Annotated in this window: 16 protein-coding genes and 2 pseudogenes; 8 read left to right on the top strand and 10 right to left on the bottom strand. The window is 60.7% G+C overall.

From position 1 onward, the window contains the following. Positions 1-121 precede the first annotated feature (121 nt). The 4 genes and pseudogenes from bcp to BEN48_RS07130 all read left to right on the top strand — a co-directional run bounded on the left by bcp (position 122) and on the right by BEN48_RS07130 (position 3436). Positions 122-568 (top strand): thioredoxin-dependent thiol peroxidase, encoded by a 447-nt coding sequence (gene bcp / locus BEN48_RS07115; RefSeq protein WP_070733905.1) that lies wholly within the window; start codon positions 122-124, stop codon positions 566-568. 309 nt (positions 569-877) lie between these two features. Beyond that, on the top strand, positions 878-1741 hold the full coding sequence (locus BEN48_RS07120) for a transketolase (RefSeq protein WP_070733906.1): 864 nt from the start codon (positions 878-880) through the stop codon (positions 1739-1741). Positions 1742-1764: 23 nt separating this feature from the next. After that, positions 1765-2399 (top strand): annotated as a pseudogene (gene folE / locus BEN48_RS07125) (GTP cyclohydrolase I FolE). A 104-nt stretch (positions 2400-2503) separates the two neighbouring features. Then, entirely contained in the window at positions 2504-3436 is a 933-nt protein-coding gene (locus tag BEN48_RS07130; protein ID WP_070733907.1) for a TIGR01777 family oxidoreductase, read from the top strand. A 141-nt stretch (positions 3437-3577) separates the two neighbouring features. On the opposite strand, the gene BEN48_RS07135 is transcribed toward BEN48_RS07130, so the two are convergent. The 8 genes and pseudogenes from BEN48_RS07135 to BEN48_RS07160 all read right to left on the bottom strand — a co-directional run bounded on the left by BEN48_RS07135 (position 3578) and on the right by BEN48_RS07160 (position 10569). Then, positions 3578-5176: a penicillin-binding transpeptidase domain-containing protein gene (locus tag BEN48_RS07135; RefSeq protein WP_394330927.1), complete on the bottom strand. Its 1599-nt coding sequence runs from the start codon at positions 5174-5176 to the stop codon at positions 3578-3580. Positions 5177-5233: 57 nt separating this feature from the next. Beyond that, positions 5234-5976, bottom strand: a pseudogene (locus tag BEN48_RS19680) (transglycosylase domain-containing protein); the annotation flags it as partial. Between the two features lie 141 nt (positions 5977-6117). Then, positions 6118-6576: a hypothetical protein gene (locus BEN48_RS07140; protein ID WP_070733908.1), complete on the bottom strand. Its 459-nt coding sequence runs from the start codon at positions 6574-6576 to the stop codon at positions 6118-6120. A gap of 54 nt (positions 6577-6630) precedes the next feature. Beyond that, positions 6631-7023, bottom strand: coding sequence for a hypothetical protein (locus tag BEN48_RS07145; RefSeq protein ID WP_070733909.1), 393 nt, complete (start codon positions 7021-7023; stop codon positions 6631-6633). A 567-nt stretch (positions 7024-7590) separates the two neighbouring features. After that, positions 7591-7743 (bottom strand): hypothetical protein, encoded by a 153-nt coding sequence (locus BEN48_RS19065; protein WP_158010120.1) that lies wholly within the window; start codon positions 7741-7743, stop codon positions 7591-7593. A 124-nt stretch (positions 7744-7867) separates the two neighbouring features. Continuing rightward, a complete protein-coding gene (locus tag BEN48_RS07150) occupies positions 7868-9523 on the bottom strand; it encodes a DUF4153 domain-containing protein (protein ID WP_125932518.1) in 1656 nt (551 codons plus the stop codon). Between the two features lie 78 nt (positions 9524-9601). Beyond that, positions 9602-9895: a winged helix-turn-helix domain-containing protein gene (locus tag BEN48_RS07155; protein WP_070733911.1), complete on the bottom strand. Its 294-nt coding sequence runs from the start codon at positions 9893-9895 to the stop codon at positions 9602-9604. Beyond that, entirely contained in the window at positions 9892-10569 is a 678-nt protein-coding gene (locus BEN48_RS07160; RefSeq protein ID WP_070733923.1) for a hypothetical protein, read from the bottom strand. The genes BEN48_RS07155 and BEN48_RS07160 overlap by 4 nt, the downstream gene beginning before the upstream one ends. A 70-nt stretch (positions 10570-10639) precedes the next feature. Between BEN48_RS07160 and BEN48_RS07165 the strand changes: the two genes are divergently transcribed. From BEN48_RS07165 to BEN48_RS07180, 4 genes are all read left to right on the top strand, one after another. Then, the gene (locus BEN48_RS07165) at positions 10640-11149 is read left to right on the top strand and encodes a hypothetical protein (RefSeq protein WP_070733912.1); all 510 of its coding nucleotides are present in this window, start codon (positions 10640-10642) and stop codon (positions 11147-11149) included. A 21-nt stretch (positions 11150-11170) separates the two neighbouring features. Further along, positions 11171-11959, top strand: coding sequence for a hypothetical protein (locus BEN48_RS07170; protein ID WP_070733913.1), 789 nt, complete (start codon positions 11171-11173; stop codon positions 11957-11959). A gap of 98 nt (positions 11960-12057) precedes the next feature. Further along, positions 12058-12930, top strand: coding sequence for a UbiA family prenyltransferase (locus BEN48_RS07175; RefSeq protein ID WP_070733914.1), 873 nt, complete (start codon positions 12058-12060; stop codon positions 12928-12930). 211 nt (positions 12931-13141) lie between these two features. Then, on the top strand, positions 13142-13513 hold the full coding sequence (locus tag BEN48_RS07180; RefSeq protein WP_070733915.1) for a hypothetical protein: 372 nt from the start codon (positions 13142-13144) through the stop codon (positions 13511-13513). Between the two features lie 12 nt (positions 13514-13525). Here BEN48_RS07180 and BEN48_RS07185 read toward each other — a convergent pair whose 3' ends face one another. Next, the gene (locus BEN48_RS07185; protein ID WP_070733916.1) at positions 13526-14191 is read right to left on the bottom strand and encodes a DsbA family protein; all 666 of its coding nucleotides are present in this window, start codon (positions 14189-14191) and stop codon (positions 13526-13528) included. 143 nt (positions 14192-14334) lie between these two features. Further along, the coding region (gene rho, locus BEN48_RS07190) for a transcription termination factor Rho (protein ID WP_094122940.1) at positions 14335-15609 on the bottom strand (1275 nt) is incomplete at its 5' end.

Below are 15609 nucleotides of genomic sequence, written 5' to 3' on the forward strand. Positions count from 1 at the left end.
TCCTTCGGTACGCCAGATTAATCATGACAAGAGGCGCAGGAGAGATGCTTCGGCTGCGCGGACGCCAGATGAGCATGACGTTCTAATATTCAGCCCTCGTACCCTCATAACCTTTAAAAATATGCTCCTCGAACCCGGCCAACCCGCCCCTGATTTCACCGCCCTCGACCAGGACGGCAACACCATTAGCCTGGCCGACCTGCGCGGGCAGCGCGTGGCGCTGTACTTCTACCCCAAGGACGATACGCCCGGCTGCACCGCCCAGGCCTGCAACCTGCGCGACCACCAGGAGGAGCTCACCGCCCGCAACATCAAGGTCATCGGCGTGAGCATAGACGGCGAGGCCGCCCACAAGAAATTCGCCCTCAAGTACGACCTGCCCTTCCCGCTGCTGGTGGATACCGATAAAAAAATAGTGCAGGACTACGGCGTGTGGCAGGAAAAGAAAAACTACGGCAAAACCTACATGGGCACCGTGCGCACCACGTTTCTCATTGACGAAAACGGGGTGATTGACAAGGTGATTAAGAAAGTAGACACCAAGGAGCACGCCGCGCAATTGCTCTAGCCACTGGGCTTTTGGCTGCAGCTGAAAAGCAGCTTGAATTAACATGAGCGTCATGCTGAGCTTGTCGAAGCATCTCTACCGCAGTAGTATCAATGCTGATTCAACGAAGCGGTAGAGATGCTTCGACAAGCTCAGCATGACGTTCAGGCGCTTGCTGGTGTATAGCTACATAAGGTACTGGTTTGCAGCTAAAAAGGCCTGTTATTTGGATGGATTGAGCGAGTTCGCGCACCAGGTTGCCTGAGCTTCCGTTGCCCAACTTGCGCCCGTGGTCTTACCTTTACCAGACCAACAAATTTCTTACTTGATATGCCCCAGACCGCTGAAATTGCTACTGCTGACTTAAAAGAAATTGCTGCGCAGGTGCGGCGCGACATCGTGCGCATGGTACACGCCGTGAATTCCGGCCACCCCGGCGGCTCGCTGGGCTGCACCGATTTGCTGGTGGCGCTCTACTTCAAGGTGATGAAACACACCCCCCAGCCGTTCAACATGGACGGCACGGGCGAGGACTTGTTTTTCCTCTCCAACGGGCACATTTCGGCCACCATTTACTCGGTGCTGGCGCGCTCGGGCTACTTCCCGGTGAGCGAGCTGGCCACGTTCCGCAAGCTCAACTCGCGCCTGCAGGGCCACCCCACCACGCATGAGGGCCTGCCCGGCATTCGCGTGGCTTCGGGCTCGCTGGGCCAGGGCCTGAGCGTGGCCTGCGGCGCCGCCCAGGCCAAAAAGCTCAACGGCGACGACCGCCGCGTGTTCGTGCTCATGGGCGACGGCGAGCTGGAGGAGGGCCAGAACTGGGAGGCCATTATGTACGCCGCCCACCACAAAATCGACAACCTCATCGGCATCATCGACCGCAACGGCCAGCAAATTGACGGCTCCACCGCCGAAATCGCCGGCCTCGGCGACCTGCGCTCCAAGTTTGAAGCCTTTGGCTGGCACGTGCTCGAAGCCGATGGCAACGACTACGCCACCCTGCTGCCGGCCCTCGAAGCCGCGCAGGCCGCCACCGGCCAGGGCAAGCCCGTCATGTTCGTGATGGACACCAAAATGGGCTACGGCGTCGATTTTATGATGGATGGCCACAAGTGGCACGGCGTAGCACCCAACGATGCCCAACTGGCCACCGCCCTGGAGCAGCTGACGGTGGGCACCGTGGGCGACTACTAAGGGCTGATGCGCAACGGGCTCACATGCCAACCTCACGGGACCCCTCCGGGGCAGACCCCCTCTCCAAAAAAGAGGGGGAACCTGACGATTCTGCGGCAAGCAAATCCGGTTCTATCAGTGGCCATTTTGAGGCCATCATGCGGCAGCTGGGCCTGACCTGACCGACGACAGCCTGGCCGGCACGCCGCGCCGTGTGGCCAAGATGTACGTGCAGGAATGGTTCAAGGGCCTCGACCCGAAAAACCGGCCGGAAGTGCGCATGTTTGAGAACCGCTACAACTACCACCAGCTGCTGGTGGAGCGCGACATCACCCTGTTTTCGTGTTGTGAGCACCACTTTGTGCCCATTATTGGCAAGGCCCACGTGGCTTACCTGCCGGGCGCCAACGTGGTGGGCCTGAGCAAGCTCAACCGGGTGGTACAGTACTACGCCCGGCGGCCGCAGGTGCAGGAGCGCCTCACCCGCCAGATTGCCGAAGAGCTGAAGCAGAGCCTGGGCACCGACGACGTGGCCGTGCTCATCGAAGCCGACCACTTGTGCGTGATGAGCCGCGGGGTGAACGATACCAGCAGCTCCACGCTGACCAGCGAATACAGCGGGCGCTTTGCGATGGACGAGGCGTTGCGCGGGGAGTTTCTGCGGCAGATTGGAAAGTAAGCAGGCTCGTTGTACGTTCACGCTCCGGAACGGAAGCCCGGCAGTTTCGACGCGTGTGCCGAAACCACCGGCGCGCCGTTCTACCTTTGCCTGTTATTAGCGCCATGACCGAAAATTCTCCCCGCAAAGTCCTCATCACCGGCGGTACCGGTCTCATCGGCTCCCGCCTGTCTGAAATACTGATTGACAGCGGCTACGAAGTGGCACTGCTAAGCCGCGAACCCGCCAAAAGCAGCCATTACCGCACCTTCCGCTGGGACCCGCGCGCGGGCACCATCGACGAGGCGGCCGTGCCTTACGCGGACTACATCGTGAATCTGGCCGGTGCCAGCGTGTCGGACGGCAAGTGGACCGATGAGCGCAAGCGCGACATCATGACCAGCCGCCTCGGCGGCCTGGCCCTGCTACACCGCGAGCTGGCCAAGTCCAACCACCACGTAAGGGCCTTTATCTCGGCCTCGGCCATTGGCGTGTACGGCGACACCGCCAGCATTGTGCTCACCGAGGAAACCCCGCCCGGCCTGCCTACTCACGACTTTCTGGCCGATGTGGCCCACCAGTGGGAGCTGGCTGCCGAGCCGGTGGCGGCGCTGGGCATCCGCACGGTGGTGCCGCGCATCGGCATTGTGCTGAGCACCGAAGGCGGTGCCCTGCCCCAGATGGCGCGGCCCATGAAGCTGGGTGCCGGCGCGGCGCTGGGCAGCGGCAAGCAGTACATGTCCTGGATTCACCTCGACGACCTCTGCCGCCTGTTCATGGCCATGATAGACGACTCCACCTGGCGCGGCACCTACAACGCCGTGGCCCCGGCGCCGGTCACCAACCTGCAATTCACTGAAACGCTGGCCCAGGTGCTGCACCGTCGCCTGGTGCTGCCCAAGGTACCGGCCTTCGGTCTCAAGCTCGCCCTGGGCGAGATGAGCGACATTGTGCTGGCCTCGCAGCGGGTGAGCGCCAAGAAAGTCCTAGACCACGGCTTCTCATTTGAGTACCCGGAGTTGCGAGAGGCGCTGGAGTCGCTGTACGCCGACGAGTAACGCAGTTCGGGTTGTTATTTAATACGCCCTATCAGAAGTGAGTCAGTAGCCCAAGAACGTCATGCTGTTAGGATACTTAGACACATTTTTAACAAGGCAGTAACACGCCAAAATGCCTTTGGGCGGTGCCTCCCTGCGGTTTTAGCGGCGCGGTAGGCTGTCGGGCACCCCGCCGGTGCCGGCGTTCATCCGCTCCAGCAGGTTGTCGGCGGCGATGGTGTCCACGGGTTCGGCGCGGCGGCGCGGCTCAGCGGGCGACACGCAATTGTATTTCTTGCTGATTTTGACGGAGGGCTGTGGGAAAGGGCCCTGGGTGTAGTCCAGCTCTTTGTCGCGGTATATCTTCTCCATGAACTTGCCGAAGATGGGCAGGGCCGTACGGCCTCCCTCGCCCTGCTGCGAGCCCGTGAAGTGCGTGCTGCGGTCTTCGCCACCCACCCACACGCCGGTCACCAGGTCTTTGGTCATGCCCATGTACCAGCCGTCGGAGTAGTTGGAAGTGGTGCCGGTTTTGCCACCTATCTGGTTGTTGTTGCGAAAGAGTTCGTAGTCCCACAGGGCCTGGGAGGTGCCGCCGGGCTCCTCCATGCCGCCGCGCAGCATGTAGGTCATCAGCCAGGCCGTTTCGGCGGAGATGGCGCGTTTCTGCACCGGGTCAAACTGCTTGATGACGTTGCCGTTGCGGTCTTCGATGCGCGTAACCAGCCGCGGTTCGCTGCGGAAGCCGTTGTTCATGAACGTGCTGTAGGCATTCACCATTTCAAACACGCTCACGTCGCCGCCCGAACCCAGGCCGATGCTGGGCACCGCCAGCAGGGGGCTGGTGATGCCCATTTTGTGTGCGTATTTGGCCACGTTCTCCCACCCTACTTTCTCGGTGAGCTGCGCGGTCACCGAGTTCACGGAGCGGGCCATGGCATAGCGCAGCGTCATGTTGATGCCCGTGTATTCGCGGGTCACGTTGTCGGGCTTCCACTCCATGGGCTGGCCGTTTTCCACGTAGTTGATGGTCACCCGCTCGTCGCGAATGCGGTCGCAGGGCGAATAGCCGTTGTCGAGGGCCGTGAGGTACACAAAGGGCTTGAAAGTGGAGCCGGCCTGGCGCCGGCCCTGCTTCACGTGGTCGTACTGAAAAAAACGGTAGTCGAGGCCGCCCACCCAGGCTTTGATGTGCCCCGTGTAGGGGTCCATGGTCATCATGCCGGCACGCAGGAAGTGCTTATAGTACGCCAGCGAATCGAGCGGCGACATGACCAGGGTGGTATCGCCGTCGTCCTTTTTCCAGGTAAACACCTTCATCGGGCGCTTGGCATTCAGGGCCGAATCCAGGCGAGCGGGCTGGTTTTTGTAGCGGTTGGCGAGGGTTTTGTAGCTCTGCGTGCGCTTCATTTGGGTGGCAATGAAGTTGGGTATTTCATTGCCTTCGTCGTCCACCCACGGGTCCCGGCCCTTGTTGCGCCAGAAGTTGTCGAACTGGCGCTGCAGGGCCTTCATTCGCTCGTGCAAAGCATCTTCGGCATGGGCCTGCATGCGGGAGTCGATGGTGGTGTAGATTTTTAAGCCGTCGCGGTACATGTCGTGGCCGGTGCTGTCGCACCAGGCATCCACAAACTGACTGATGGCGCTGCGGAAGTAGGTATCGGGCCCGTCGATGTGCTTTTCCACGTGGTAATCGAGCACGATAGGCGTGGTTTTGAGCGCGGCGATTTCGGCGGCTGGCAATACCTGGGACTGCCCCATGCGGTCGAGCACCACGTTGCGCCGCCGCAGGGCCGCCACCGGATGGAAGCGCGGATTGTAGGCGGTGGGGTTGTTGAGCACGCCCACCAGCATGGCGGCTTCTTCGGGCTTGAGGCTGTCGGGCGAGGTGTTGAAGAAGGTTTTGGCGGCTACTTTGATGCCGAAGGCGCTGGAGCCGTACTCCACGGTGTTGAGGTACATCCGCAGAATTTCCTCTTTGGTGTAGCGCTGCTCCAGGTCCACGGCCGTGAGCCATTCCTTGGTTTTGGCCACAATGGTGCTCACCACCGGGATGTAGCCCAGGGCCCCGCGGCTTTGCTGCCGCCGAATTTTATAAAGGTTTTTGGCCAGCTGCTGGTGATGGTGGAGCCCCCGCGCTTCTCCCCCCGCAGAGAAGCATAGAAGCCGCCCAGCACGGCCGTGAGGTCGATGCCGGAGTGCTCGTAGTAGCGCACGTCTTCCGTGGCAACGAGGGCTTTGATGAGCAGAGGAGACATTTTACTCAGCGGCACCGGCGAGCGATTTTCGCGGAAGTACTTGCCAATCAGCACGCCATCGGACGTGTACAACTCTGAGGCGCGCTCCACTTTAGGGTTTTCCAGGTCGGCCAGGCTGGGCGACTTGCCAAAGAGAAACATAAAATTGGTACTCACCAAAACGGGGTACACCAGGAACAGTATCACCACCAACCCAAACAGGACCCAGGCCCAGCTAGTGACCCGCAACAGCCAACGACGGCGCGTAGCAGTGGGTTTGGGGCCGGTAGAAGCGGAGGCAGCAGTTGGTTTGAGGTTGGCCATGCGGGGCAACTGGTGGAAGACGGGACAGCCACCCAACCGGGTGCGGCCCCGCCGCGAGGAACGGCAAATATACCAGCCGCCTGCCCCGCAAGGTCAGTAGTTTTCCGGCGCTGGCAAAATTGCCGGGGCCCGGAGACAACTTTATCTGCGCTGCCGGGCGGCCAGCAGGGCCTGGTGGTGCACGTTGCGCTGGGCCTTGGCCCGGCGGCGCTGCCAGCGCCACACCAATTCGCCCAGGGCCAGCAGGATAATGGCCAGGCCCAGGAAATAGCTCCAGTGCAGCAACCGAACCTGATTGCGCGTGGGCGAGTCCAGCTCCTGAAACAACAGCAGCCCCCACAGTTCATCGAGCAGGGTAAACACCCATACGGCCGTAGCAAATACCCGCCCGGCCCGGCCCAGGGCCAAATGCCAGTGCAGCAGGTAGAGCACCACCCCTGGCAGCGCCGACAGCAGCACCAGCGGCGCTGCTTTCACCAGCGGAAGGCCCAGAAATATGATGCTCAGCGTCTCTTTTAGCACCTGCGCGCCGGCCAATGCCCGGCCAATGCGCGAGAGCTTGGGAACAGCTGGCAGCGGGTGCACGTGAGAAGTGGGCATAAGGCAGATGCTGTTAGGAGTAAGCCAATTAGCCGCCAAGATACTGATTTGCGGCTAGTAGCGCCGTATCATCATGCGGGTGCGCTGGCAGTACCAGGTCAGCACCACAATGAGCAGTCCTTTTACGGAATCCAGCAACAAGTTGTCGGGTTTACCGAAGGTGTAGTAAATGCCGATGCCAATACCTATCCACCACAGGCCCAGCACGTAGCACCACGTGGCGTAGCTGGGTCGCCGTTGCCATACCTGCCCAAACGCCACCAGGGCCGCCAGCGACACAAACAACAGCAGCCACCCGATGATGTAGGTAAGGAACTTGGTTTCCGGCCCGTATTTCGCCCCAAACTGCGTGAGGGTGAAAGCCGGCGCGAAAAAGGCCCCTCCCGTCAGCGCCAATTCTACGACCAGGGCGATGAACAGGACCAGTAAGAGCAGGGTTCGGGGCATGGCAAGCAGGCAAAAAGTAAACCGCAACGGCCCTCTTTGAACAGGACAGGCAGAAAGGGCCGCCAAGCTAAACAATAATCCTGAATAAGCAATTATTTCTACCTGCGATGCGTCACATTTTTTACACGATTACAGCCTGTAATACAATTACTTGTATTACCGCAGACATTATTTAACCCTACTCACTCAGTGCCTTGATTGCGGCATTTTGACGTGGTGACTTACAGCCTTACGTCAGCGACGCCCACAGCCATCATTGTGGTAACGAGTATAAGACGGACACGAAAACCCAGCTGGCAATGATGACTCACTCGGCGTATTGCGCCATATTCCTGCCGGGAGCAACGTATTTGCCGCAGGCAATGCCCCAAGGCCCGCCGTAAGCCACAACCGCAGCGGCACCTGCGGCCACCCAAGTGGCTGGCTTATTGGCGTATTACGCATGAGTTGATAAGTCATCAATCTCTCGTTGTTTGCATGCTCACAACCCTTTGGCTGGCAACAAACAACAAGCACCAGTTAACCCGTTTACTTTCAAAGCAAGTGAAAGAAAATGCCCCGAATGGGCTATTGCTCTGACCACAGCAGCATGATTTGCACGAAGGCCAGAAGCAACAGCGCCACCAGCACCACCGCCAGAGGCAACACCGTGCGCAGCAGCCGGTGACGGCGGGCATCGGGGGAGGGCGGGCATCGGGGGAGGGCGCACGTTCCTGCCACGTAAGCAGCACACCCAGGATGGCCACGTCGCCGGCACAGAAAAGCAGCCCCAGAAATGTGAGCAGAAGTTGGGAAAGTCCGGTCATGGCGGCTGAAGTTTTGCGGTTGAAATAAGGTGTCAGCACTATTGCGCCCGCAAGGCCTGAGCAGTGCGCCAGTCGGTGTAAGTGCGTCCCTGCCAGTTAGAGCGGGCCTGGTAGCGGCTTCGCCAGGCGGCCATGGCAACGTCGAGCCGGCGCTGGGCTTCGGGTGCCGAGATGCTTTCGGTGCCACCGTGTTCGGCTTCGGCCGTGAGGTGGGGGGCCGTGCTGATGAGCGCGCGCCGGGCTACCAGCGTGGGCAGCACCCGGCCGGGCATGTCGAGCAGAAAGCCAATGTCGATGCTGCGGAACCGGGCCTGCAGGTTGTAGCGGGCAATCCAGACCTCCCAGTTGCCGGCGGCCAGCAGGAGCACCGCCGCGTATACCGCCAGAAAATTTAGCCGAACGAGGCTGTAGGCCGAGCGGCGCTGCCAGATTTTGAGTAGCACCGTGCCCAGCCCGAAAAATACCAGCAGCAGAAAAAAGCACACTCCTATGCGCTTGTAAGCCAAGCCACTGTGCTGGATGTAGTAATAATTACGCAGCCCCACCGACACGGCCAGCACCGCATTTTGCACCACCCACACCGTAGCGCCCCAGCGCAGCCACGGCAGGCCGGGCACGTAGAAATTGAGGTTGCGCCGGAAAAACCACAGCACAATGCCCATGGCCAGCAGAATACTGAAAATGAGCACGTAAGTACCCTCGTGCACAAACTGGGTAAGGTCGAACCCCGGCTTGGGCACAAACCCAAACCACAGCCAGTTGACGTCGATGGCATTTACCACCAACAGCAGGGCATTCACGAGGGCAAAGAGGACCACTGCCGCCACCCATTCCTTGCGCAGGTCGAGGGCGCGGCGGGTGTTGGGCTGGAAATTGGGCCGGCGCACGGCAAACGACGCCACCCGGTCGCGCTGCCGTCGGATAAATTCCCCGAAACGGGATTCGTGGTCGGCATATAAATACACCGGCACCAGCACCACCGCCCCCGCCGTGACCAGAAAACCCAGCGTGAGGAACACCACGTGCACCAGCGTCATTTCCGGCAGCAGCCACAGCAGGAACTCGCCCAGCGCGTCCATCACCCGGGCAAAGTAGGCCAAGTACCGGGGGTTGGCGACCATAAACAGCAGATGAAAGCCTCCCAGCCCCAGCAGCGGCACCAGCAGCAGCCGGCCGTAGAACCAGCCGCGACGCACGCCCTCACCAGCATAGCGCGGCGCACTCAGCCCCAGCAGCACCCGCGGCCCTCCCTGCACCCCGCTGCCCACAGCCGTGAGCAAGGCATATACCCCCAGCCGCAGGTGCGGCTGGTTGACGTAGCCCAGCAGCATGAGCACCGAGGCTCCACACGCCAGCGCCGCCACGCCCGAGCCGTACACGGCCATCATGCCACCGCTGAACAAGCTGCCGCCCACCATCAGCCAGAAATAGCCAGAGCGCCGCACCGCTGCTACTTTGGGCAATAGCACCAGCTGCGCCGCCACCACAAAAACAGCGAACACAAACACGTTCGGCCCAGCTCCCTGCAGGCAAAACAGCCAGTCGAAGAGCAGCGCACCCAGCGGCAGGAGCAGCTTCTGGGCCCGGGAAAGCGGCGCGGCAGCGGGACGCCAAGCGGCTTGTGCGGCCGATGACACCGGCCGAGGAACCGGCCCAGCCGGCCACGACGCGGAAGGTTGTGTGTAATCAGTCATAAAATTCGTTTTTTTAAAAGAACTTTGTAATTCAAAGTTAAATACAAAAAAAAGATTCTTGCATTTGTCACTCAGTTTTTACGGGCGCAAAAGTTTCTCTAGGGTGGCCAGATGCTGCTGAAAAGCGGTTTTGCCCGCCTTGGTGGCCGAGTAGGTTGTGTTCGGCTTCTTGCCAATGAACTGCTTGCTCACCAGCACGTATTCGGCCTTTTCGAGGGCGGCCACGTGGCTGGCGAGGTTGCCATCGGTGAGGTCAAGCACTTCTTTCAAGTCGTTGAAGCTGACGGCATCGTTGGCCATGAGCACGGCCATGACGCCCAGGCGCACACGGTGGTCGAAGGCCTTGTTAAGGGTGTGAATGAGGTGCTTCACCGGGCTACTGCAGAGTTAGGTGCCGCGCCGGTTGTGCCCGGCCGCTCGTAGCGGTTGTACATCACCAGCCCGTAGCCGATGTGGCCCAGGCCAAAGCCCAAAGCGAAAAACAGCAGGCCCCAGCCCGGCAGCAGCATGCACAGCAAGCCCAGCCCAATCTGGGTGAGGCCCAGCCAGCGGATTTCCTCCAGCGTGTACTTGCTGGCATTGAGCAGCGCCAGCCCGTAGAACACCAGCAGGCCGGGCACCACCATGGCCGCATCGCCGCCCAAAAACAGGCGCAGGCAAAACAGCCCGCCCGTAACCAGCGGCACGGCCAGGGCCAGCGCCAAACGCCGCGCCGGGCCGCCCCACAGCTGCTGGCCGTCGTGCCGGGTACGGCGCTGGGTAAAGTAAAAAGCTGCCACCAGTGCCACGCCTATCATCACGCCGGTGAGCAGCAATAGAAACGGCAGTGCCGCCTGCCGCTCCCGCGCCGAGCCCTGCATCAGCTGCAGGTAGCCGTCGGAATAATGGCTTTTCAAATAGAAATGCCCCACCGCGGCCCCAGCCAAGGCCACCACGCCCGCCCCTACCCCGCTCAGGCCGGACAACGACAGAAAGCGCGAGCTCCGCTCCATAATGGCGCGAATCTCGGTGAGTTGGGCGAGCGGGTCGGCGTGGGCGGGCTTCATAATCATAGAAGTACTTTGTGATGCAAAGTTAATTAAGTTTAAGATTTACGCAACCTTTATTTCAACTGCTTTGCTCACGCCAGCCAACCGCCCCAATTCGCAGCAACTCTCGCAATTGCTTTGGCAGCACTACCGCTGGTATTTGCGGGCAGGAACAGGTATTTGGGCCTGCACGATGCTCCCCCTATTTTCCTTTTCGCCCCTCTTTCCTGCCTATTCTATTAACAAAAATTTGTTCGCATCCTTCTATGAAAGATTGGAGATAACGCTCTTATTTCTGGTGTTTTGCTTGCTTTATCCATCAGTCAGTGGATTAGTTCTACATCCCTTACTGACCTATATGGCCCGAGTGGCTCGTACCCGTACCGCACTGGTTTGGCAATCTATGCTGCTTTTTGAGTTATCGATTGCGCTGCTGGCATTAACTCCATGGCTAGTGGCCTACAACCAATTCAGCGCTGAAATGGTCAAAACCCAATTTTCAGTTTCTGTGGTCCTCACCTTGCCTTGGCTGTTGGCCACTGGCCTGGCCTCGCGCCGGTTGGCAGCGGCATTGGCTTTGCACGAAGGCCCGAAGTAGTCTCGTGCGCTACTTTGCAGCGTGAAGCTTCGCCTGCGCTTGTTTGAATTCGAGGATTTGCCGTGGTTTCCGGCGGTAATTCGGGCGGGTATGATGGACTACCTGCGGTTCATGATTTCGGCTCTGGGCACCTACCGGCCCATTGCGCCGCTGCTGGCCGAGGGCCTGCGCCGCACCAGCCAAACCACCGTGCTGGAGCTGGGCGCCGGCGCCGGGGGCGGCACCGAAACCGTGTGGCGCGCCCTGGAAGCGCAGGGCGTGCGCGACGTGCGCATCACCCTCACCGACTTGTACCCCCAGCCCGCCGCCTGGGCCGATATTGCCGAGCGCACGCAAGGCCGCATCGAGCACGAAGCCGAAGCCGTGAACGCGCTGGCCGTACCAGCCCATCTACTGGGGTTCCGGACCATTTTTTCGGCCTTTCACCACTTCCCCCCCGAGGCGGCCACCGCCATGCTGCGCGACGCCGTGCGCGCCGGCACAGGCATTGGCGTGTTTGAAGGCGCTGGCAAGCACTGGCTGGAGCTATTGCTGGCCGTCACGGTGCTGCCCGTGGCCCAACTGCTGCTCACGCCGTTTTTTCGGCCCTTCCGGCTTAGCCGGCTGGTCTTTACCTACCTGGTTCCCATCATCCCGCTCTGCACCATCTGGGATGGTTCGGTGTCGCTGCTGCGCATGTATTCCACGGGTGAGCTGCTGCACCTCGCCCATTCGGCCGACCCGGCGGGGCTGTTTGCATGGCAGGCGGGCAAAAAGCGCCACTGGTGGGGCCCACAAGTCACCTACCTCATCGGCTGGCCGAAGCCGTAGCAGTAAACAGCGAACCATTATCGGGGCGCGTTGCTGGTCAAAATTCTGCGTTTTTTGGCACCTTTGCCCATCTTCAATTGCTAACTGCCCACTGCTAATTGCTAACCGCTTATAAAAAAGCGCTGCCGCTGCTGCGCATTCCCTTTTCCATTTACCTCATGCCCGTGTTCTGGTTTGGGCTGAGTGCCCTGCGCGGGCCCTGGAGCGGGTGGCGGGCCGCTGGAGTATTTGTGGTGCTGCACCTGCTGGCCTACCCCGCTTCCAACGGCTACAATTCCTATTACGACAAGGATGAGGGCAGCATTGGCGGCCTCAAGGCCCCGCCCAAAGTGACGCCGGAACTGCTGCACCTGGTATGGGCTTTCGATGCGCTGGCCGTGGCCGGGGCGGCGCTCATTTCGCTGCCTTTTGCGGGGCTGGTGGTGGTGTATCTGCTGGTTTCGAAAGCCTACAGCTACGAGGGAATCCGGCTGAAAAAGTACCCGCTGCTGAGCACGCTGGTGGTGGTGGTGTTCCAGGGGGCCTTCACTTTTTTGATGACACAAATAGGCGCGGGAGCCACAGAAAACCAGCTTTTGGAAAAAACCAATTTGCTGCTGGCACTGGTGAGCACGCTGTTTTTGTGCGGCTCCTACCCGCTCACGCAGGTGTACCAGCACGAGGAAGACGCCCGGCGCGGCGACCGTACCCTGAGCTTGCGGCTGGGCATTCGGGGCACGTTTGTGTTTGCGGCGGCGGGGCTGCTGGCGGGCGCAGCCACGCTCGGGCTGGCGTATAGCATACGTGAGGAAATCAGGCCACTCCTTATTTTTCTGGTGGCTACCGGGCCGGTGGTGGTACTGTTTGGCCGCTGGGCTTGGCTAGTATGGCACGATGAGAAAGCTGCCAATTTCGAGCACACCATGCGCATGAACCAGGTGTCGTCGCTGTGCCTTAGCGCGGCTTTTATTGCCATGCTGCTCTGGCGCTAGCGGCACCTTAACTCCGAAAAAACACCTCCAACACATCCCGTTCGCGTATAATCAGGCATTTTCTCGCTTCTTAATAAGCTGAACTCATGCGTTACTCCTGGCTTGCCCTGTTGCCGCTGCTGGCGGCTTGTAATTCCACCCCTTCGGCCGTGCAGGAAGGTGATACATTAGCAGCGGCCGGCCAACCAGCGGGGGATTCCGGGGCCCGTCGATGCTCGAAGGCACCGGCGAATTCACCATTGCCAACGCTGAGGGCCAAGTCATATTTCGGGAAATGCTCACCGAGCCCGACCTCGAAGCCGCGCTGGTGTACGAGATGACAACGCCCACCGCCACCCAGGCCCAGCGCGAGGCATACGTGCGGCGGCGCATCGACCAGTTCTTTCGGCCTTCGCAATTTCACTCCCCCGCCATCGCTGCTGAATCCGCTTTGCCAACGGGCCTTGAGAACCTGGACCCCACGGCCTGGAACGACTTGAAGCAGCGGCCCGACGCCATTCGGTTCGACTACTTAAAAGGCAAGGAGGACCAGCAGCAGATTGCGTGGTCGCCACTGATAAAAGAAGTTATTCGGGTGCGATAAAGCGCCGATTTATCACGCGTCTTGCTCCCGCAGCAGTTGCTCCAGGCCTTGCCGCACCAGCTCGTAGGGCTGGTAGCCGCGGGCCAGCACGTAGCCCTGCTCCCCCAGCCGCACCACGCTGGTCGGGAAGCCCTGCACCCCGATGCGGGCCACGGCGGCAAATTCCTGCTTCATTGCCCGGGCCGTTTCGGGGGCCGCAAACCGACGGTGAAATTCCGTTGCATCAACCCCGAATGGTGCGAGCAGTGCGTTGTAGACAGTGGGATTGTTCAAATCCATGCCGTCGTGGAACAGGGCCAGCTGCACGGCGTGCGCAAAAGCCACGGCGCGGGCCGGGTCCTGCGTAATCTGGCGGAAAGCGACAATGGCCCGGCTCGGGGGCTCCGAGTCGTAGGTGTAAGTACCTTCCTCAGCCAGAGCAATAAATTCGGGTCCTACGGCTACGCCCGTAGCCTTTTCCACATCAGCCAGCTCTTTTTTGAGGTCGCGCCATGTTTCCGTGATGGGCGCGGCCTGCGCGCCGGTCACCATCCCGCCACACAGCACCGATACGTCGAGCCGACCGGCAAAATCGGCTTGCACGCGGCTGATAACGGGGCTCATGCCGTAGCACCAGCCGCACAGCGGGTCGTGAATGTAGAGTAGTTCGGGCAGGGAAACGGGTACAGCAGGAGCCATGGAGTATTATGATGAAGGCTCAAATTTAGTGAGTTTCCAAGCTGGCAAACGGGGTAGAGACGCAAATATGCGTCTCTACCCTAAGCACAAAAAAGCCTGCTGCATTACTGCAACAGGCTTTTCGGTTATAAAACAGACCGAAATTAGCCGTTCATGGAGATGAGGAATTCCTCGTTGTCCTTGGTGCCTTTGATGCGGTCCTTTAGGAATTCCATGGCCTCGGTGGCGGTCATGTCCGACATGAACTTGCGGAGTACCCACACGCGGCTCAGCTCATCTTTGCTCATGAGCAGGTCTTCGCGGCGAGTGCCGGAAGCCGGAATGTCGATGGCCGGGAACACGCGCTTGTTGGCCAGTTTGCGGTCCAGTTGCAGTTCCATGTTGCCGGTGCCTTTGAATTCCTCGAAGATAACCTCGTCCATTTTGGAGCCGGTTTCGATGAGGGCGGTGGCGATGATGGTGAGCGAACCGCCGCCTTCCACGTTGCGGGCCGCGCCGAAGAAGCGCTTGGGCTTTTGCAGCGCGCCCGCGTCGATACCACCCGAGAGGATGCGCGAGGAGCTGGGCTGCACCGTGTTATAGGCCCGCGCCAGGCGGGTGATGGAGTCGAGCAGAATCACCACGTCGTGGCCGCACTCCACGAGGCGGCGCGCCTTGTCGAGGGCCATTTCGGCAATTTTCACGTGGCGGTCGGCCGTTTCGTCGAAGGTCGAGCTCAGCACTTCGGCCTTCACGGTGCGAGCCATGTCGGTTACTTCCTCGGGGCGTTCGTCGATGAGCAGAATCATCAGGTACACTTCGGGGTGGTTTTCGGAAATGGCGTTGGCCACTTCCTGCAGCAGTACGGTCTTGCCGGTTTTGGGCTGGGCCACAATCAGGCCGCGCTGGCCCTTGCCGATGGGCGCAAACAAGTCGAGCACGCGGGTGCTGATTTGGCTGGACTTGGTGCTCAGCTTCATGCGCTGGTCGGCAAACAGCGGGGTGAGGTGGCTGAACGGCACCCGGTCGCGGACTTCCTCCACCGTGCGGCCGTTCATGCTGTCCACGCCCACCAGGGCAAAGTACTTCTCGCCTTCGCGCGGCGGGCGAATGGTGCAAATCACCGTGTCGCCGGGCTTCATGGCGTACTGCTTCACCTGCTGCGGAGACACATAAATGTCGTCGGGCGAGGCGAGGTAGTTGTAGTAGGGCGAGCGCAGGAAGCCGTAGCCGCCGTCGGGCATCAGCTCAAACGTGCCGCCGCCGGGCACCACCAGGTCCAGGTCCTGGCGGGCGGGGCGCTGGGGCTCGCGCTGTTGCTGGGGTTCGCGCGGCTCGCGCTGGGGCTGGTCGGGGCGGGGCGTGCCGTCGGGGTTGAGGGCACGCTGCTGGCGCTGCAGGTCGCGCTGGGCGTAGCGCTCCTCGCGGGTCAGGTTGCG

This window comes from Hymenobacter glacialis, from assembly GCF_001816165.1.
In the GTDB taxonomy this organism is placed as follows: domain Bacteria; phylum Bacteroidota; class Bacteroidia; order Cytophagales; family Hymenobacteraceae; genus Hymenobacter; species Hymenobacter glacialis.